Source organism: Duganella sp. Dugasp56 (assembly GCF_047304105.1).
Classification (GTDB): Bacteria; Pseudomonadota; Gammaproteobacteria; order Burkholderiales; family Burkholderiaceae_D; genus Rugamonas; species Rugamonas hordei.
Map to the genome: position 1 here is coordinate 48,922 of NZ_JBGLYQ010000033.1, position 18,507 is coordinate 67,428.

The 18,507-nt window shown below is 63.8% G+C and carries 16 protein-coding genes; 5 read left to right on the forward strand and 11 right to left on the reverse strand.

The genetic code is table 11. The features are described from left to right. Positions 1 to 24 precede the first annotated feature (24 nt). The 3 genes from ACCD07_RS22105 to ACCD07_RS22115 all read left to right on the forward strand — a co-directional run bounded on the left by ACCD07_RS22105 (position 25) and on the right by ACCD07_RS22115 (position 2,518). The gene (locus ACCD07_RS22105) at positions 25 to 918 is read left to right on the forward strand and encodes an SMP-30/gluconolactonase/LRE family protein (protein ID WP_413448568.1); all 894 of its coding nucleotides are present in this window, start codon (positions 25 to 27) and stop codon (positions 916 to 918) included. Between the two features lie 125 nt (positions 919 to 1,043). Continuing rightward, positions 1,044 to 2,024 (forward strand): arabinogalactan endo-beta-1,4-galactanase, encoded by a 981-nt coding sequence (locus tag ACCD07_RS22110; protein ID WP_413448569.1) that lies wholly within the window; start codon positions 1,044 to 1,046, stop codon positions 2,022 to 2,024. A gap of 68 nt (positions 2,025 to 2,092) precedes the next feature. Continuing rightward, positions 2,093 to 2,518: a hypothetical protein gene (locus ACCD07_RS22115; protein ID WP_176652767.1), complete on the forward strand. Its 426-nt coding sequence runs from the start codon at positions 2,093 to 2,095 to the stop codon at positions 2,516 to 2,518. 66 nt (positions 2,519 to 2,584) lie between these two features. Here ACCD07_RS22115 and ACCD07_RS22120 read toward each other — a convergent pair whose 3' ends face one another. From ACCD07_RS22120 to ACCD07_RS22160, 9 genes are all read right to left on the reverse strand, one after another. Further along, complete coding sequence (locus ACCD07_RS22120; protein WP_413448570.1) at positions 2,585 to 3,247, reverse strand: PEP-CTERM sorting domain-containing protein; 663 nt, start codon at positions 3,245 to 3,247, stop codon at positions 2,585 to 2,587. Positions 3,248 to 3,412: 165 nt separating this feature from the next. Next, positions 3,413 to 4,477, reverse strand: coding sequence for a rhodanese-like domain-containing protein (locus tag ACCD07_RS22125; protein ID WP_413448571.1), 1,065 nt, complete (start codon positions 4,475 to 4,477; stop codon positions 3,413 to 3,415). Between the two features lie 71 nt (positions 4,478 to 4,548). After that, complete coding sequence (locus tag ACCD07_RS22130) at positions 4,549 to 4,977, reverse strand: VOC family protein (RefSeq protein WP_413448572.1); 429 nt, start codon at positions 4,975 to 4,977, stop codon at positions 4,549 to 4,551. Positions 4,978 to 5,029: 52 nt separating this feature from the next. After that, positions 5,030 to 6,214, reverse strand: coding sequence for an MFS transporter (locus ACCD07_RS22135; RefSeq protein ID WP_413448573.1), 1,185 nt, complete (start codon positions 6,212 to 6,214; stop codon positions 5,030 to 5,032). A 67-nt stretch (positions 6,215 to 6,281) separates the two neighbouring features. Beyond that, positions 6,282 to 7,286 carry an OmpA family protein gene (locus tag ACCD07_RS22140; RefSeq protein ID WP_176652771.1) on the reverse strand — a complete coding sequence of 335 codons (1,005 nt, stop codon included), beginning with the start codon at positions 7,284 to 7,286 and terminating at the stop codon, positions 6,282 to 6,284. A gap of 156 nt (positions 7,287 to 7,442) precedes the next feature. Next, a complete protein-coding gene (groL, locus tag ACCD07_RS22145; RefSeq protein WP_176652772.1) occupies positions 7,443 to 9,089 on the reverse strand; it encodes a chaperonin GroEL in 1,647 nt (548 codons plus the stop codon). Positions 9,090 to 9,146: 57 nt separating this feature from the next. Next, positions 9,147 to 9,437 carry a co-chaperone GroES gene (gene groES / locus ACCD07_RS22150; RefSeq protein ID WP_008451606.1) on the reverse strand — a complete coding sequence of 97 codons (291 nt, stop codon included), beginning with the start codon at positions 9,435 to 9,437 and terminating at the stop codon, positions 9,147 to 9,149. Between the two features lie 240 nt (positions 9,438 to 9,677). Continuing rightward, positions 9,678 to 10,820, reverse strand: coding sequence for a YdcF family protein (locus tag ACCD07_RS22155; protein WP_413448574.1), 1,143 nt, complete (start codon positions 10,818 to 10,820; stop codon positions 9,678 to 9,680). Between the two features lie 5 nt (positions 10,821 to 10,825). Then, the gene (locus tag ACCD07_RS22160; protein ID WP_413448575.1) at positions 10,826 to 13,336 is read right to left on the reverse strand and encodes a TonB-dependent receptor; all 2,511 of its coding nucleotides are present in this window, start codon (positions 13,334 to 13,336) and stop codon (positions 10,826 to 10,828) included. 140 nt (positions 13,337 to 13,476) lie between these two features. Here ACCD07_RS22160 and ACCD07_RS22165 point away from each other — a divergent pair, with 140 nt between their 5' ends. After that, positions 13,477 to 14,601, forward strand: coding sequence for an ROK family transcriptional regulator (locus ACCD07_RS22165; RefSeq protein ID WP_413448576.1), 1,125 nt, complete (start codon positions 13,477 to 13,479; stop codon positions 14,599 to 14,601). A 13-nt stretch (positions 14,602 to 14,614) separates the two neighbouring features. After that, the gene (locus ACCD07_RS22170) at positions 14,615 to 15,985 is read left to right on the forward strand and encodes an MFS transporter (protein ID WP_413448577.1); all 1,371 of its coding nucleotides are present in this window, start codon (positions 14,615 to 14,617) and stop codon (positions 15,983 to 15,985) included. Here the strand turns inward: ACCD07_RS22170 and araH are convergent. Together araH and araG are read right to left on the reverse strand one after the other, a co-directional pair. Next, positions 15,982 to 16,965, reverse strand: a complete 984-nt coding sequence (araH, locus tag ACCD07_RS22175) for an L-arabinose ABC transporter permease AraH (RefSeq protein ID WP_413448578.1) — start codon at positions 16,963 to 16,965, stop codon at positions 15,982 to 15,984. The two genes, ACCD07_RS22170 and araH, sit on opposite strands and share 4 nt — an antisense overlap. Continuing rightward, positions 16,962 to 18,506 carry an L-arabinose ABC transporter ATP-binding protein AraG gene (gene araG, locus ACCD07_RS22180; protein WP_413448579.1) on the reverse strand — a complete coding sequence of 515 codons (1,545 nt, stop codon included), beginning with the start codon at positions 18,504 to 18,506 and terminating at the stop codon, positions 16,962 to 16,964. Before araG ends, araH begins: the two co-directional genes overlap by 4 nt. Between the last annotated feature and the right edge of the window lies 1 nt (position 18,507).

Genomic DNA, 18,507 nt, shown 5'->3' on the forward strand with positions numbered 1-18,507 from the left:
GATTCCAGACTCGGAGCAGAACTGATGAGCGAACAAGATGTGCAACCCGATGTGCAATGCCTGTGGGAAGCCAACGCGCAGCTGGGCGAAGGCCCGTTGTGGGTGGCGGAACAAAACCGCTTGTACTTTGTCGACCTGAAGAACCAGGCCCTGCATGCGCTGGACGTGGCAAGCGGCGCGCGCCGCAGCTGGGCCATGCCGGACTACATCTGCTGGCTGGTCGCCCGCCGCGACGGCGACGGCTTCATGGCCGGCCTGCGCGACGGCATCGCCCGCGTGTGGCTGGAACCGGAACTGCGCATCGAATACCTGCACCGCCCATTCCCGGCCGGCAGCGGCCTGCGCATGAACGACGCCAAGGCCGACAGCGCCGGCCGCATCTGGACAGGCTCCATGCACAACACCGATTACGCGCAGGCGATCGGCATGCTGTTCCGCCTCGATGCCGACCTGTCGCTGACGGTGGCGGACGAGGGCTATCACATCTGCAACGGCCCGGCCTTCAGCAACGACGGCGCCACCATGTACCACACCGACAGCTACGAGGACCGCACCTACGCCTATCCGCTGGCGGCGGACGGCACGCTGGGCGCGCCGCGCCTGTGGCGCCAGTTCGGCGAAGGCGAAGGTTCGCCGGACGGCATGACGGTCGACAGCGAAGGCTGCGTGTGGATCGCGCAGTGGGGCGGTGGCCGCGTTTGCCGCTACTCGGCCGAGGGCGAGCTGCTGGCGACCATCCGCGTGCCGGTGCGCAATCCCGCCTCGTGCACCTTCGGCGGCGCCGACCTGAAGACCTTGTTCATCACCACTGCGCGTGAAGACAACACGCCGGAGCAGTTGCAGGAGTTTCCGCTGACCGGCGCGCTGTTCGCCGTGCAGGTCGAGGTGGCCGGCGTTCCCGCCGCGCGCTTCGGCTAGCGACGCGGTTTAACGCTTCAATTCCGAGCTTCAGTTTTTGACATGCCGCGCGACGCGGCGGGGGGAGGTGCGCACAGGCGGTTCGCAGCGAGTGTCATTCAAACCATAAAAACACTGGAGACTACATGAAACTCAAGAATTTGCTGTTCGCATTTTTCGGCCTGGCGTTGAGCGCGGCCGCGTACTCGGCCACCTTCGCCAACGGCGCCGACGTGGGCTGGGTCAGCCAGCAGGAGTCCAGCGGCTACTCGTTTTATAACAGCAGCGGCGTGAAGACCGATCCGTTTGTACTGCTGAAAAACCTGCAGGTCAATGCGATCCGGCTGCGCGTGTGGGTCAACCCGAGCGGCGGCTGGAACGACGGCGCCGACGTGCTGTACAAGGCCAAGCGCGCGGCCGCCCAAGGCCAGCGCATCATGGTCGACTTCCACTACAGCGACAGCTGGGCCGATCCCGGCCAGCAGACCAAGCCCGCCGCCTGGAGCAGCCACACGCTGGCGCAGCTCAACAACGACGTCTACAGCCACACGCAGGGCATCCTGAATTACCTGAAGACCAACGGCATCACGGTCGAGTGGGTACAGGTGGGCAACGAGATCAACGGCGGCATGCTGTGGCCAGAGGGGAAGACCACCAGCTTCAGCAACCTGGCGGGCCTGATCAACAGCGGCTACAACGCCACCAAGGCGGTCTATCCGAGCGCCAAGGTGATCCTGCATCTGTCGAACGGCTATGACAACGCGCTGTACCGCTGGTTCTTCGACGGCGTCAAGAACGCCGGCGCCAAGTGGGACGTGATCGGCATGTCGCACTATCCGCCGGCATCGGACTGGGCCAACTACAACAACAAGATCTCGACCAATATGTGGGACATGGTGTCGCGCTATGCCAAGCCGGTGATCGTGTCGGAAGTGGGCATGGACTGGACGCAGGCGGCCGCCACCAAGGCGATGCTGGCCGATCTGCTGGCCAAGACCAAGGCGCTGGGCTCGAACGGGCTGGGCGTGTTCTACTGGGAGCCGCAGGCGTATCCGGGCTGGCAGGGCTATACGATGGGCGCGCTTGATGCGAGCGGCAAGTTCACCGTCGCGCTGGATCCGTTTTAAACCGTGAGCGCGGGGAGGGGCTTGCTCCTCCCTGTTAAAATCCGGGAATCGTCATCTATGGTTCCATCATGCAGAAACCCGTCATCCGTTATTTACATCTTGCTCCGGACAGCGATCTTCCCGCGCTGGAAGGCCTGTCGCATTTCAAGGCCGTGCTGGTCGTCGAGGCCGACGTGGCGGAGATGACAATGTGGGAAACCAGCCGCGCCCTGGTGGCGTCGGGCTGCGTGTATGCGCTGGCATGGGGCAGCCAATGCGAAGCCTGGCGCGAAGCGGTGGAGGACGCCAGCCTGGAAGCGTCCGACTACGAAGACGTTCCCGACGAGCAGTTGGTGGTCACCACCGCGCACGAGGACGAAGAGTTGGGCGAGGTCTTCTGGTTCGCCAAGCACCGCGCCGTGCATCCCGCCCACGAGCTGCGCGAAACCTTGGTCCTGCACATCGCCGACACCCCGCGCCGCGATGAAATCGAAGCGGAGTTCCGCGACGCCTGAGCTTGGGCATCCGCAATAAAAAACGCCAGCATGATTGCTGGCGTTTTTGATGACTGCGCGGTTTGCTTAGCTGGACTTGCGGCGGCGCGCGACGAAGCCCACCAGGCCCAGGCCGGCCAGCATCATGCCATAGGTGGTCGGTTCTGGAACGGCCGATGTCAGCGAGCGCTGGCCGGTGTAGATGCCCACGTTCGAGAACAGCGGGATGCTGCTGGCGCTGTTGGCGTTGTTGAGCCATTTGATGGCCCAGGTGCCGGTCAGCGTTTGGCCTGCCGATACCGCCTGGTTGTCGAACAGGAAGCTGCCGACGTTGTTGCCAGCGTGGAAGGACAGCGTCAGGTCGACGGTGGTGTTCTTGGTCAGGTTGGTGTTGGTGACCGACCAGGTGCCGGTGGTGCGGCTGGCTGCCTGGGTGAACGAGAAGCTCAGTCCATCGAGGGCGGCTTTGTCCGTCAGCGTCAGGACGCCGTTGTCAGATTGGACTGTTTCGGCCAGGGTCCAGCTATTGGCAGCCGTCAGGGACGCTGCGGCGAACTGGCTGGCGAAACCTGCGGTCGACTGGATCGGGTTGATGTTGCTGCTCTGGATCAGTAGGAACTTATCGGCAGCATCCGTGCTGAGTTTGACATCGCTGGCGCTGGACGAGCCAGGGCCAGGGTGCGAGGCGGCGTGAGCGGCGCCGGCTGCCAATATGGCGCTCAGCAGTGCGACTTTGACGATGTTCTTCATAATGTTTTTCCTGACTGGGGGCTGGGTTAATGCTCGATTGGTAACACATGTTTCCAAATCACAAGCATAAGGTACCACGATCCGCCAGGAGGATGCAAGAAATATATCTGTTGTTGCGTATTTGCAATTACTTGCCAGCAATAGGGGCCGAGGATTTCCTGGCGCCTAGAGGCTGTCCGACGCCACCGGCAGCGCCTCGCTCTTCCAGCGCAGCATGCCGCCAGCCAGGTTGGCGACCTGGCTGAAGCCGGCCTTGGCCAGCAGCACACTGGCCTGGGCCGAGCGCACGCCAGAGCGGCAGACCGCCACCACCGGCCGGTCGCGGTCCAGTTCGCCCAGCCGATCCATCAGCTGCGACAGCGGCACCAGCTGCGCGCCCGGCAAGTGGCCGAGGCGGTCGATGAATTCCGGCGCTTCGCGCACGTCGACGATCTGTACCTTGGCCGCGTGCTCCAGCAGGGCCATCGGTTCGATTTCCCATACGCCGCTGAAGCGCAGCGTCAGCGGTGCCCAGGTGGGCGAGCCGGGCGCGGGCGTGTCGCCCTCGGGTTTGCCGCAGCGCAGGTTGGCGGGTACCGCCACATCCATCAATTTTGGATGCGGCAAGTTGAGATGGTTCATGTAGCCGCTGAAGTCACCGACGTCGACATCGCCGCCCAGGCGCGGGTTGAAGCGGCGTTCCTCGGCCACGCTGGTGACGGTGATGCCGCGGTAGTCGTGCGCCGGATAGAGCAGGCAGGTGTCGGGCAGCGTCAGGATTTGCTCGTGCACCGAGGCGAACAGCTGCTGCGGGCTGCCTTGCTGGAAGTCGGTGCGGCCGCAGCCGCGTATCAGCAGGCTGTCGCCGGTGAAGGCCATGCTCTGGTCGTCCAGCACATAGGTCAGGCAACCGTTGGTGTGGCCGGGCGTGGCGCGCACGGTCAGGTGGCGGCTGCCGAAGTCGATGCGGTCGCCGTGCACCAGCGGCCGGTCCGCCAGTTCCGCGCCGGCCACTTTCGCCAGCGCGATGCCGCTGCCGCAACTGTGATGCAGGCGCCAGGCGCCGGTCACGTGGTCGGCGTGCACATGGGTGTCGAGCGTCGCCAGCAGGCGCAGGCCCAGCTCCTGCAGCAGCGCCAGGTCGCGCGGCACCTGCTCGTACACCGGGTCGATCAGTAGGGCCTCGCCGCTATCGCCCAGCAGGTAGGTGTAGGTGGAGGAGGTGGGGTCGAAAAGCTGGCGGAAGATCATGATGGCTGAATTCTGAACGAGGTCGATGCGGTCATCATAACAAACCGGGATAACGCCAGCCAAATAGTCGCCTAGAACGTGATTTTTACCGACGGTACGCTGCGCTGGGCGGCGCCGTGGTGGACGGCTTCGATATTGTTGCCGTCAGGGTCCAGCACAAAGGCTGCGTAGTAGCCTGGATGATAGGCACGCTCGCCGGGGCCGCCGTTGTCCGCTCCGCCGTTGGCCAGCGCCGCCTTGTGGAACGCGTCCACCACGGCGCGGTCCCGCGCCTGGAACGCCAGATGATGGCGGCCGGTCAGGACGCCCTGGGCCGCTTCGCTGTCGGCGGTGGAGACGAATAATTCGTCGGCCCAGAAATATCCTTCGCCCGTACCGCCCATCGGAATGGCCAGGACCTCGAAGACGGCCGCGTAAAATTTTTGCGAAGCGGGAAGATCCCGCACTACCAGCTGGATATGGTCGATCAGGCGACCGCGATGGATTTCCTGTGTTTCCATTCTGCACTCCCGTGTCGTGTCCTTGTGCAGAAACAGCTTAACGTAGAACCCATTAATTCGGCGCGCACAAGCCGTTCAACTCCTGTTGCACGCGCCACGATAACGGCAATGTGAACAGCAGGATGGCCGCCAACGCGATCAAGGCGACGGGCACGCTGGTGGCGTCCCCCAGGCCGCCGAACAATACGGGCGACAGCGCGCCGGCGCCGATGGTGCCGGTGTAGAACAACGCGAAAGCCCGTTCATGCCTGCCCTCGGCGGCCAGTTCCGGGACGACGCCATACAGCACCGACGAAGTCCCGTTCAAGGCCAGCCCAAGCAGCGGCAGCATCGCCATCACGCCGGCCAGCGGCAGCCATACCGCCAGCACGATGCACAGTGCCGTGAGCGACTCGGTCAGCCACACAGTCTTCATCATGCCGATGCGCGCGCCCAGGTAGCCGCAGAACAGCTTGCCGAACGCGCCGCCGACAAACAGCAGCGATAAAGCGAAACCGATGCCGGCTGTTCCCGCGCCCTTGCTTTTCAACAGGAAGGGCAGGAAGGTGAGGAAGCCCATGCGCACGGCGCTGTCCAGCGTGCCGGTCAGCAGCAGTGCGCGCAGGCCGCGCGCAGAACCCTTGCCGCCTCCGTCCCTGGCGGACTTGGCCTTGCCGGGAGCGGAATCGCCGCGCGCGGGTATCAGCCACCACAGCAGCCCGGCCGCGGTCAGGCCGAGCAAGCCGATCAGCGTCACGCTGGCCTGCCAGCTGACGACCACCAGCAGCAAGCCCGTCAGGCCCGGAATCAGCGTCTTGCCGATATCGCCGGCAAAGTTATATTGCGACAGCGCTTCCTTGACGCCGCCGCCGGCCGCGTGCGCATCGGTGACCATGGACGAGGCCAGCGGATGTTGCGTGCTGGCGCCCAGTCCGCCGAGCATCAGCGCCACCAGCAGCATCGCCAGGCCGCCGGCCTGGCCCGCGATCAGGTAGGCGATTCCGGCCAGCACGGTGCCGCCCACCAGCATGCGTTCCCGTCCCCAGCGCTTCGCCAGGCGGCTGGCCAGCAACTGGAAGCTGGCCATCACGCCGGAATAGGATGCGCGCAGCAGTCCGACCACCGCGTAGCTGATGGCGAACTGCGCCTGCCAGATCGGCAGCAGCACGTAGATGAGATCGGTCAGGCCATCGTGGACGGCATGCGCCGTGCAGGCGGCGAACAGCGAACGGCGGCGGGTTGACGCATCTGATTTCATGAGCTGGCTGGGCTAAGGACAAACGCCGAGTTTAGCAGACATGAAATGGCCCTTGCCGGGCTCGGCTTTATTGCTTGACCAGCTCGACGCGGCGGTTCTTTTCGCGTCCGGCTTCGGCATCGTTCGACGCCGCCGGCGCGTACGACGCCACGCCTTTGGCGCTCAGCCGTTTCGCATCGACCTTGTAGTCGGCCGCCAGCGCCTTGATCACCGATTCCGCGCGCTTCTGCGACAGGTCGACGTTGTGCGCCAGCGCGCCCTGGTTGTCGGTGTGGCCGACCACGTACAGTTTTAATTTTGGGTCCTGTTGCAGCAGCTTGGCCATCTCGGCCAGCGCGGTTTTCGACTCCGGCTTGACGTCGGTCTTGTCGGTGTCGAAGTAGACGCCGTAGACGGCCACCTTGCCATCGGCGGCGATGCCCTTGGCCATGTCCGCCGCGTTCAGGCTGGCGGAGACTTTGCCGGTTTCCATCGCCTTGGCTTCGACGATCTCGACGTAGATGCCGCCGTTCTTGTCCTGCACCGGCGCCACCGAATACACGGCGACGTGGACCAGCGAGCCGTCGGGGCGGGTGCCCTTGGCCAGCAGGTAGCGCTCGTCGTCGCGGCCGTAGTTGAAGGGCGACCAGTAGTCGGAGCTTCCCTTGACGAAATTGTCGCCAACGCGCTTCTCCAGGAAAAACTCGCCAAAGTTTTTGCCGCAGGTTTCCTTGGCACAGGCGAACACGGTTTTCAGTCCGGCCTTGTCCAGCGCAGCCTGATAGTTGCGCATCACTTCCAGCGCCGAGCGCTCCTTCGGATAGTTGTAGGCGATGCGGGTGTACTTGCCTTCCAGCTGCAGCGCGCTGTCAAACGCCATCTGGCCGCCCTTGTTCTCGACGCGTTTACCGGAAGGCAGCATCACTTCGTCGAATTCCTTGATGCCGTAGCCGACCATCTTCGACCCTTCAAAGCGGGACAGCAGCGGATGATCCTTGCCGCCCTTGACAGTGTCCTGCGTCGGCATCTGGGCGTGGGCGAGGGAAGCGAAGCCGGCGCAAAGCAGCAGCGGCAGAAGGCTATAGGCGCGCATAGGGTGAGGTCCGAAGGTGATTGAGGAACATCGATTGTAGAGATTGATTGTATTTAAATCAATTTTGACTTTTCAATCGAACGCGGCTTGCACCCATAAAAAAAGCCAGCTTCCGAAGAAGCTGGCTTTCTTGTACAGCGAGGCTTATGCCGGCAATTACATCATGCCGTCCATACCACCCATGCCGCCCATGCCACCCATACCGCCCATGCCGCCGGCTGGTTTGTCTTCGGTGACTTCAGCGATCATGCAGTCGGTGGTCAGCATCAGGCCGGCGATCGACGCTGCGTTCTGCAGTGCCGAGCGGGTGACTTTGGCTGGATCCAGCACGCCCATTTCAACCATGTCGCCGTAGGTGCCGTTGGCGGCGTTGTAACCGTAGTTACCTTTGCCTGCCAGAACCGCTGCAACCACCACCGAAGCTTCTTCGCCGGCGTTTTGCACGATCATGCGCAGTGGCTCTTCCATGGCGCGCAGGACGATCTTGATACCTGCGTCCTGGTCCGGGTTGTCGCCTTTGACGTTCAGAGCGGCACGAGCGCGCAGCAGGGCTACGCCGCCGCCTGGCACGATGCCTTCTTCCACGGCAGCGCGGGTAGCGTGCAGTGCATCTTCAACGCGGGCTTTCTTCTCTTTCATTTCAACTTCGGTGGCTGCACCGACTTTGATCACGGCAACGCCGCCGGCCAGCTTGGCCACGCGCTCTTGCAGTTTTTCACGGTCGTAGTCCGAGGTCGCTTCTTCGATCTGCACGCGGATTTGCTTGACGCGGCCTTCGATGGCGGCAGCCTGGCCAGCACCGTCGATGACGATGGTGTTTTCCTTGCCGATTTCGATACGCTTGGCCTGGCCCAGCTCTTCCAGCGAGATTTTTTCCAGGGTCATGCCGACTTCTTCAGCAACCACTTGACCGCCGGTCAGGATCGCGATGTCTTCCAGCATGGCCTTGCGACGGTCGCCAAAGCCTGGGGCCTTGACTGCGCAGGTTTTCAGGATGCCGCGGATGTTGTTCACAACCAGGGTGGCCAGCGCTTCGCCTTCGATGTCTTCGGCGATGATCAGCAGTGGACGGCCGGCTTTCGCGACTTGTTCCAGTACCGGCAGCAGGTCACGGATGTTGGAGATTTTCTTGTCGCACAGCAGGACGAATGGATTGTCCAGGATGGCGACTTGCTTCTCTTGGTTGTTGATGAAGTATGGCGACAGGTAGCCGCGGTCGAACTGCATACCTTCAACGATGTCCAGCTCGTCGTTCAGCGACTTGCCGTCTTCCACGGTGATGACACCTTCCTTGCCGACTTTTTCCATCGCTTCAGCGATGCGGTCGCCGATCGACGAATCCGAGTTGGCGGAGATCGAGCCGACCTGGGCGATTTCCTTGGTGGTGGTGCATGGACGGGCGATGATGGCGATCTGCTCGACGGTGGCGGCAACCGCCTTGTCGATGCCGCGCTTCAGGTCCATTGGGTTCATGCCGGCGGCAACGAACTTCATGCCTTCGCGCACGATGGCCTGGGCCAGCACGGTGGCGGTGGTGGTGCCGTCGCCGGCGTTGTCGCTGGTGCGGGAAGCAACTTCCTTGACCATTTGCGCGCCCATGTTCTGCAGCTTGTCTTTCAGTTCGACTTCCTTGGCAACGGATACGCCGTCCTTGGTGACGGTAGGGGCGCCGAACGAGCGTTCCAGCACGACGTTGCGGCCTTTAGGGCCCAGGGTAACTTTGACTGCGTTGGCGAGGATGTTGACGCCTTCAACCATTTTGGCGCGCGCTGCGTCGCCGAAAATTACTTCTTTAGCTGCCATGTTGTTTCTCCAGAATTAGGTGATTGCTAGTGCAAACTACTAGTGCAATGCGGTCAATTACTTGACGACGATTGCCATGATGTCTTCTTCGCGCATGACCATCAGTTCCTGACCGTCGACTTTGACGGTTTGGCCGGCGTATTTGCCGAACAGGACGCGGTCGCCTACCTTGACATCCAGCGGACGGACTTTGCCGTCTTCCAGAATCTTGCCATTGCCGACGGCGAGCACTTCGCCTTGATCCGGTTTTTCAGCAGCCGCATCAGGGATGATCAGGCCGGACGCAGTTTTGGTTTCCTGGTCGAGGCGTTTGACGATTACTCGATCGTTCAAAGGGCGAAGGTTCATACAAAACTCCTTAAATTTAACAATGGTACAGTTTGTTGTTGTATCAGTAATCTTGTTACAACGGAAAGTTTGGCCGAGAGCGCTGTTAGCACTCCCTTGGAACGAGTGCCAATTATAGGGACGACCTTGGGGTATTTCAAGGCGAACTGTTTGCGTGTGCGCAAAAAAGAGGGGGAATGATGCAGATATGACTACGTTTTGATGCGCCGGGCACCTGGGCGCCCGGCATTCCTGGAGAGATCAGGGGTCCAGCGGATCGGCGGGGTCGATGCGCAGCGACTTGGCCGACGGCCGGAAGGTCAGCTCGGTGGGCGACAGCCGCGTGCCGACGGTGCCGGGCGGGTAACCCAGCTCTTTCTGATTGCGCGCGGCGAACTCCGCACTTTCTATGTAGCGGCTTTGGTCGACGTTGGTGATGATCAGGCTGTCTTTGTCCAGCGGCGCCCCCATCGCGGCCAGCCGCCGCGTCACATTCCGCAAATTCGTCGTGGTGTGGCGGGCATACGGCTCGATGATGATGGATTCCGCCGGCACGCCGAAACGTTCGATCAGGGCCCTGCGCATTTCAACCGCCTCGACAAACCGGCTTCCTTTCGGATGCACCGAGGCGCCGCTCAGGATCACGAAAGGCGCTTCGCCGTCCGCAAAGCGCTTGGCGGCCATCCGCACGTTCAGTTTGCCCCGCGCGCTCAACGCCATCGAAAGAGTTTCCGGACCGACGCCCGGAATGATAATCGCCGTATAGCGATAGAGCTTCCAGTCGATGATGCGCGCGCGCCCGAGCGCTGCAGCGTTGTGGGCCATGTCGAGCGGCTCGAAGGCGACGGCGTCGTTGCGGTCGTTTACATCAAGCAAGGCGATCGCAAGTCTGAGGCTGGGATCCAGGCTCGGCACCGGATCGTCTTCGCCAGCCTCGGCCAGCCAGACCGCATCCTTGACCGTCGCGTTGAAACGCGCGCTGCCGGCCGCATCGATCGGACCGTCGATGAGCGGATAGTGTGGCGCCATACCCAGACCGTACACCTGGATGATGCTGTTCAGGCCGCGAAGCTCGCGCGCCGCCTGGGCCTGCGCCCCATCGTCGGCCAAGGTCGCTTTTCTCCAGGATGACGCCGGCGCCTTGGCGGCGGCCGCCGCGATGGCTTCGATTTCCGCGTCGGTCCACAGGCCGGCATTCAGCACGCAGCCCGGTTCCTGTTTGCATGCGTCGATGCGTGCGCGGCGGCCGGCCAGGACGGCGGTGCCGGGGCGGGCTGTCCCCATGTCCGCCAGCGCCGGAAACAGCCGGTTGGCCAGCAGCGACCAGTGCTGGTCGCGCACCGGCGCGGCATGGACCTGCTGCGCCAGCAGCAGCGAGAGGGCGATGACAGTCTTCTTGATCATATGACTCACCATGCCTTGCTCAGCACCAGGCGGAAATTGCGGCCGAACACGGGACGTCCGTAAATCGCTTCCCTGCTGCCTTGTCCGGCCAGCGTATCCGTTCGGGTGTTGCCTTCGGTCAGACCCTTGGCGTTGGTCAGGTTGTCTCCGACGACCTGGAGCCTCCAGTTGCCGCGGCTGACGGACGCGCCCGCGCCGAGGGAGTGGTATGCCGGCATCGCGGTGGCTTCGAAGAAGTCGACGTGACGCTTGCCCGTGTACGAGTAGCTGCCGTACAGCTCGACAAGATTGTCGCCCACATTGAAATTGAAATTCGGGCGGATGTTGCCGAACACTCGGGGCTCACGGATGATCTGATTGCCGACCACCTTGGATGGATCGGCGCCGGTGGCGCTGACGAAGTTCCGGTATTGCGGATCCTGCAGCGTCAGCGAACCGTTGATGTAGAAGCGGTCCGTCAAGTGCAGCGCGCCGTCGAACTCGGCGCCGCGCACCACCGCCTTGCCGAAGAATGGCACGGTCTGATCGTTGCGCCCCGTCACCGGGTTGAAGGCGGTAAACGAGGCGTTGAGCGGATCGAATTGCGTGTAGAAGCCGGTCACATACAGATAGGAGCGGCCGGCGGTCATTTTGAAACCCACCTCATATTGATCCGCCTTGGTCGTCAGGACCAGCGGATCGACCGAGGCGGCCACCTGCATCGACGGCGGCACCTCGAGGTGCGACACCCTGGCGTAGCCGCCGAAGCGCTGCGAGAAATCGTAGTTGGCGCCGAGCGTCCAGTTGACGGTGTCGGTGTTGTACTTGTGCGCCTGCCTGTCGCCGGTGAAGGCGCGCGTCGTGTCGTCGGCCAGCGTGGCCGGATCACCCAGGTTCAGCTGTTTGGTCAGCAAGGCGTAGCCGTCGTAGTGATAGCGCTCTTTGCGGATGCCGCCATCGAGGCGCAGTCCTTCGAACACTTCCCAGGTATCGTTGACATAGAGCGCGCCCATTTTGGCGTCGACGTCGCCCTGGTTCAAGGTGGTGGTGTAGCGCAGCACGCCCTTGTCGGTAACGTAGCCAAGCACCGCGCCGGAAGCGGAGTAGGCGACCAGGTCGAGGGTGCGCGGCTTGCCCTGCACCTCGATCAGCATGTCGTTGTAGACCGACTTGCTGGTCTGGCCGTAGGTGCTGCCGTAGAAGCCGATCTTGACGTCGTGGTTGCCCAGGCCGGTCTGGAAATTCCGCGTGATATTGATATCGGCCTGATTCGAGTAGAAATCCGAACCGGCGGCCCGGTATTGCGCCTGCATCACCAGGCCGGAGGCCAGCGCGGGATTGTAAGCCTGGGTGCCGTTGGTGCCGGCGATCGCGTAAGCCAGATGGTCGACGGCGCCGAACGCGGTCTTGGCGGCGTTCATGAAGCCGCCGGCGAACTGGGTGGCGTCGGCCGGGTTCGAGGTGGAATAAAACGCGTCGAAGTCCAGCGTGCCCTTGGTCATGCCGCCCTTGGCCGACAACTGCCACTTGCCGAGATCGCCTTCATAGCGCACGCCGATATTGCCGTATTCGAGGTGACGTCCATCGGCGAGGTCGCGCGTGTCCGTTTGCAGCTTGCCGGCGCCGTCCAGGTATTTCTGGGGCACGCTGCGCAGCGACGGCGAATTCATCGTGCCGTCGAAGTAATCGATGTACTTGTCGAGCGACACCGCCGGGTTGCGCGGATCGGAGATCGGGATCGGCAGATAGAAGGTGTTGTGATCGTTCAGGTAGTTGGCGCTGACCGTCAGCGTGCCCGAGTCCAGCACGCGCTTGATGTTGCCGCGGATCTGTCCGCCGCGGTCGTTGGGGAAGCCGTTGTCCCGGTGGCCGTCGTCCTGGCGCACGAAGCCGCCGACCGCATAAAAGGTCTTGTCGTCGATCTTGCCCGCCTGATAGGCGTCGATGCGCGCCAGGCCGGTGGTGCCCAGCGTCACCTGCGCCTTGCCCTTGGTGGTCTCGGTGCCGGTGACCGTGCCGCTGTTGACGATGGCCGCCGCCTGGCTGGCGTAGATCGAGGCCGGTCCGCCGCGCACCACCTCCAGGTTTTTGGTCATCAGGTCGTAACGATTCAGGCTGTCGCCGCGGAAGAAGAAGCCGTTGATTTCCGTGAACAGCGGCAAGCCGTCCTGCTGGAACAACGCCAGGCCGTCGTCGGTCGGGATGCCGCGCACGCGGGTGATGTTCTGCACCTCGCCCCCGGTGGCCTCGACCTGGATGCCAGGCAGCTTGCCCAGCAGGTCGGCCATGTTTTGCGGGGCGAGTTTTTGCACATCGTTCTGCGACAGCGAGTTCACCGCATAGGACACGTCGAAACGGCGCTGGGGACGGGCCGACCCTGTAACGACCACGCTGGCGATGTCGGCTTCCTCACCCGGCTGCGCCGTCGGCGCGGGGCCGGATTCCGCCGGCACAGCCTGGGCGAACGCCGGGCCGGCCATGGCGCACAGGGCGCCGATCGCCCAGCCGTGGGCGAGCGTATTTTTTCGTTTCATCATATTTCTCCGGTTGAAAATGGATGGGGGCAGCTGTCGAGCCGGAGTATAGCCACGGTCTTTTGGTATAATTATTTATTACTTGTAAAATAAATAGAATATGACAGGCGTGTGACAAGAATTGCCTTTATATAAATGAATGTATGAAAATTGCGCGTCTAAAACTGTCTTCAGAAGAAAAACGTTTGTTATGGCAGCTTCGGACCAAGGGACCGCTGCCGCGCACCGAACTGTCGATGGCGCTGCAGGTGAGCAATTCGGCCTTGACCAAGCTGTCGCGCAACCTGATCAGCATGGGCCTGGTCGAGGAGCAGGCCTCGTCCGATACCAGCGGCCGCGGCCGCCCAACCGTGCCGTTGACGATCTCGGCCGCAGGCGGCTTCGCGGTGGGTGCGACGGTGCACAAGGGCGTGCTGGAAATCGCGCTGGTCGACTACGCGGGCGGCATCATCGCGCTGACCAGCGAGGCGGTCGGCGCGCCCGACCCGCTCGGTTTCGCGCAACTGCTGGAGCAGCGGATCACCGAACTGTCGGCCAAGCACCGGCTGCTCGGCGGACGCTTTCTCGGCGTCGGCGTCGGCCTGCCGGGGCCGCCCCGGGGCCGCGACGGTGGACAGTGGAACATCGTCAATGACTTGCCGGGATGGCGCAATGTCCCGCTGCGCCAGATACTGGACAACGCGCTGGGCTTGCCGACCATGCTGGAAAATGACGCCAACGCGTCCGCGCTGGCCGAGTACTACCTGAACGACACGATACGGCGCTCCTCGACGGTGGTGGTGTTTTTGCTGGGGTACGGCATCGGTGCGGGCGTCATCGAGGACGGGCGTCTGCTCAAGGGCGAGTTCGGCAGCGCCGGCGACATTGGCGGGCTGTACCCGATGGACCGGCCGCGCCCCACCACCATGGACCTGCTGTCGGTGCTGCGCGAAGCTGGCTGTCCGATCCAGTCCATCGCGCATTTCGACGAGGCCAGCGTCGGCCACGAAGCGCTGATCGAACGCTGGCTGGACCGGGCGGCCGGGCAGCTGGAATCGGTGGTCAACAGCGCGATCTCCTGGTTCGATCCGGGCGAGATCATCTTTTCCAGTCCGCTGCCGGAATCCATCATGGTCCGCCTCGCCGCCAGGCTGAACCGGGGCCAGCTGCGCTGGCCCGAGCACCGGCAGGCTACCGAAATCCGCGTGTCGCGGCTCGGCGGCAGTTCGATCGCACTGGGCGCCGCGCTGTTGCCGATACACGCGTCCACCACGGTTTCCTTCTGGTAGGGGAGCGGCGATCATGGGCCGTTATCTCGACAGGATGAAGACGGACCGGCACTTGATCGGCTATTCGAGCGGCAATTTCGGCAAGAACCTGATGCTTGGCAGCGTAGACGTGACGCTGCTGTTTCTGCTGACGGACCTGCTTGGCATCGACCCGCAAAGCGTCAGCTTGCTGATGCTGCTGGTCTTCGGCGCCGACCTGGTGCTTGACCTGGGCGCGGGCTGGCTGGCGGCCTGGGCGCAAAACAGGGGCACGGGCTACCGGCGCCTGATCGCATTGGGCACGCTGCCGTGCGCCGCCGCGTTTGTGCTCATCTACAGCCTGCCGTTGCTGGGGCCGAGGAGCGTCGTGGCGATTGCCCTGGTCATTGTTTTTTTCCGCGCGGCGTACGCGGTCATCGACGTCCCCCACAACAGCCTGCTCGCGCGTGTCGCCACCGACAGCCGGGCGCGCGGGCGCGCGTCCGGATATCGCACCGTGTTCAGCTCGGCGGCCAGCGCGCTCATCGCTACCGTGCTGGTGCCATTCATGGTCACCGCCGGCCAGCCCGCCACCGCCGGCCAGTTGTCCCGGCTGGGCGTGGTGGGCGGGATGGTGTTTTGCGCGGCGATGTGGTTCGCGGCCTGGTCGGCGCAGGAAGAGGGCGGCCGCGGAGAGCGCCAGGTGCGGCCGTCCGCGAGGATAGTCATCCTGCCCAAGCTGGACCGGCTGTTCGGGGCCTTCGCCATCGTCGCCTTGGTCACCGGATTTGCGACCCCGGTTTTCTCCAAAATGATGCTCTACATATCGACGTATGTGTTGAAGGAGCCGGGTTTCGCCGGTCGGATTTTACTGACCATCACCCTGGGCCAGCTGGCCGGCGCCGCGTTATGGATATTCCTCGTCCGCTCCCGCGACAAGACCGTCTTGCTCGCAGCCAGCCACGGCATGGCCGGCTGCGGCGTCTGGCTTTTCTCGATAGCGGGAGAGCACACGTGGTGGTTGACGGCTTCGGCGGCGCTGATCGGCGTCGGCTTCGGCGGCGTGTTCATGCTGCCCTGGGGGATACTGGCGGACATGACGGATTTCGCCGAATTCCGCCATGGCGAGCGGCGCGAGACGGCCACTTTCGCCACCGTGCTTGTCCTGCTCAAGGCTGGCGGCGTGGGATCCGCGGTCGCCATAGGCTGGACCTTGGGAAAGCTGGGTTACGTACCCGGTGTCGCGCAATCCGACGCCGTCATCCAGGGCATGAAGCTGCTTGCCTTTGGCGTGCCGATCCTGGGTTCACTCATCGCGATCGCGACGCTGCGACGCCTGGCGGTCGGGCATGAGGTGCATGCCCGCGTTGTTCGGGCTAACCTGGAGCGGCAGCGCCGGCTAGCCGCCGCGTCCCGGCCGGTTTAGCGGCGTTCGCCGCGCGTCTTCAGCTGGTCCAGCAGCACGGCGGCCAGCAGGATCACGCCGCGCATCAGGTACTGGTAGAAGGCGTCGACGTCCAGCAGGTTCATGACGTTTTCCACCGTGCCCATGATCAGCACGCCGATCAGCACGCCGAACATGCGCGCCTTGCCGCCCTGCAGCGACACGCCGCCCAGCACGCAGGCCGAGATCACGTCCAGCTCGAAGCCCTGGGCCGCGTTCGGCTGGCCGCTGGTGATGCGCGACGCCAGTATCAGGCCCGCCATCGCGGTCACCAGGCCTTGCAGCAGGAAGATCCATACGCGCAGCCGCTCGACGCGCACGCCGGCCAGGCGTGCCGCTTCCGGATTGCCGCCGATGGCCAGTGTATTGCGGCCGAATACCGTCTGGTTCAGCAGCACGCCGAACACCAGGAAGCAGCAAGCGCACACCAGCACCGGCAGCGGCAGGCCGAAGACGCGGGCGTCGCCGAAGTCGATGAAGGCGTCGTTGCTGATGCCGACCGCCTGGCCCTTCGATACGATGAAGGCCAGACCGCGCACCATCAGCATCGTCGCCAGGGTGGCGATCAGCGCGTTGACGCGCAGGTAGGCGATCAGCACGCCGTTGCAGGCGCCGATCAGCGCACCGGCGGCCAGGCCGGCGCCGACGGCCAGCAGCACGCTGCCGCTTTGCTCCAGCACGATGGCGCCCAGCACGCCGGCGAAGGCGATGGTCGAGCCGACCGACAGGTCGAAATCGCGCGAGGCGAGGCACAGCATCATGGTGCAGGCGACCATGCCGATCTGCGCCACCGACAGCATCAGGCCGACCACGTTGGTCAGCGAGAAGAAGTTCTCAACGGTCACAGCCAGCACGGCGAACAGCACCACGTAGGCCAGCGGCATGCTGTATTCCACCAGCCACTGGCGCTGGGCGTTGGACGCCGCGGACGGCGCGGCGGGATTCAATTGTGAGACGTTCATGCAATGCTCCGTGTGGGAAGTGCGGGAGTTTCAATAGGGGTGGGGACGACCGAATCGGGCAGCGCAAGGCGCAGCACCTCGGTCTCGCTGGCCTGGGCGCGCGGCAGTTCGCCGCAGATTTCGCCTTCGCGCATGACGATCACGCGGTCGGAGATGCCCAGCACCTCCGGCAGCTCGCTCGATACCACGATCACGCAGCAGCCGCGTTCCGCCACTTCGTGAATGATGCGGTAGATGTCGTTCTTGGCGCCGACGTCGATGCCGCGCGTCGGCTCGTCGAGGATCAGCACCTTCAGGCCGGGTTCGGCCAGCCAGCGCGCAAGGATCACCTTCTGCTGGTTGCCGCCGGAGAGCAGGCGGATCTCCTGCTGGCGGTTCGGCGTCTTGATGCGCAGGCGGGCGATGTACTCCTCGGCCAGCGCCGCTTCCTGCTTGTGACGCAGGAACAGGCCCGCGCGCAAATCGTTGCGGCGCACGCTGATGTTGATGTTCTCCGCCACCGAGGCCGTGGCCAGGATGCCTTGCTCCTTGCGGTCCTCGGGACACAGCACGATGCCGGCGGCAATCGCGGCGGAAGGGCCGCCGGTGGAGACGGTCTGGCCGTCGAGCACCACGCTGCCGGCGCTGCGCACATCGGCGTTGTACAACAGGCGCATCAACTCGCTGCGGCCGGCGCCGACCAGGCCGAAGAAGCCCAGCACCTCGCCGCCGCGCACCGAAAAGCTTTGCGGGCCTTTCACATGCTTGCCGGCCAGGCCTTGTATCTTCAGGCGTTCTTCGCCGAGCGGGCGGGCGCGGTAGTCGTAGATGTCGCTCAGTTCGCGGCCGACCATGTCGCTGATCAGGCGCTCGCGCGGCACGTCGGCCATCACGTCGTGCGTGACGATCTTGCGGCCGTCGCGGAAGATGGTGCAGGCGTCGCACAGTTCGTACAGCTCTTCCAGGCGGTGCGAGATGTAGATCAGCGTGCGGCCGGCGGCGCGCAGTTCCTTCACGAGGCGGAACAGGATCTCGGTTTCGCGGTGCGACAGGCTGGACGTCGGCTCGTCGAAGGCGATGACCTGGGCGTCCTGCATGATGGCCTTGCAGATCTCGACCATCTGGCGCTGCGCGATCGACAGGTCGGCCAGCTTGGCGTCCGGCGCCAGGTCGACGCCGATGGCGGCCAGCTTCTCGGCCACGATACGGTAGGCTTTCGGCTTGTCCAGCAGGCCGAAACGGGTGGGCATGCGCCCCAGCAGCACGTTCTCGGCCACCGTCAGTTCAGGCACGTATTGCAGTTCCTGGTGGATGATGGCGACGCCCGCCTGGATCGCGTCCTTGGAGCTGCCGAAGCGGCATTCCTTGCCGTCGACCAGCAGGCGTCCGCCGTCCGGCTTGTACTGGCCGCCGAGGATCTTGAGCAGCGTCGACTTGCCGGCGCCGTTCTCGCCCAGCAGGCCGTGGACCTGCCCGGCGTGCGCGGCGAAGCTGACGCCGTTGAGCGCCTTCACGCCCGGGAAGACCTTGCTGACCTGGTCAAATTGAAGATACGCGGTCATC